At 52.0% G+C, this 865-nt stretch carries 1 protein-coding gene; it reads right to left on the reverse strand.

The window, feature by feature from the left end:
- A partial coding sequence (gene umuC / locus E0D98_RS24935; RefSeq protein WP_131891381.1) for a translesion error-prone DNA polymerase V subunit UmuC occupies positions 1-865 on the reverse strand: 865 nt, incomplete at both ends.

The raw sequence follows: 865 nt of genomic DNA on the forward strand, positions 1-865 counted from the left end.
TTTCACTGTTTTTACGGGGCTGGATCTCATCAAATAATCCCGGCTGCGCTATACCCGATGGTGTGAAATCAGCCAGCATGACTCCTGCCTTCATATAGCGGTACCCTTCACGCCAGACATGGTTTAACGCTCTGCATGCTGCGGCAATAATGTCCCGGCTGTCCTGTGTGGGCAATGGAAGCTTTTCCACAGCGGCATTGCTGTAACAGGGTTCTTTTACTGCAAAGGGGGATGTCCGTACAAATGTCGTCACCTGCTGGCAATACTGACGCTCCCCACGTAGTTTCTCTGCAGCCCGCTCTGCATACTGAACAACAGCCTGGTGCATGGCATCTTTGTCTGTGATTCGTTCACCAAAACTGCGACTACAGACAATCTGCTGTTTTGCCGGTGGTGCTTCTTCCAGGGATATGCAGGACTCGCCGTTGAGTTCGCGTACCGTACGCTCAAGAATGACGCTGAAGTTTTTCCGGATGAATGCCGTGTTAGCCTGCGCCAGCTGCAGTGCTGTGTTAATACCCAGCGCATTCAGCTTTTCCGTCAGTCTGCGTCCTACTCCCCAGACCTCACCAACTGGCTGCAGCCCCAGTAGCTTCAAGATCCGATTACGGTTTTCTGCCGTCAGCGCGACCACACCGGAAAACTGTGGCCATTGCTTTGTTGCCCACTGTGCACTTTTAGCCAGCGTTTTTGTAGGCGCAATGCCCACCCCCATGGTGAGTCCTGTCCAGCTCTTTACCTGTTCCCTGAGCTGATGACCAAAAAACTCCGGAGAGATGCAATGATTTATCCCCCGCAAATCAATAAACATTTCATCAATTGAGTAGGGCTCAACTGCGGGAGAAAGCGACTCCAGAACAGCCAT

This window comes from Escherichia sp. KCJ4928, from assembly GCF_004352695.1.
GTDB lineage: Bacteria > Pseudomonadota > Gammaproteobacteria > Enterobacterales > Enterobacteriaceae > ECMA0423.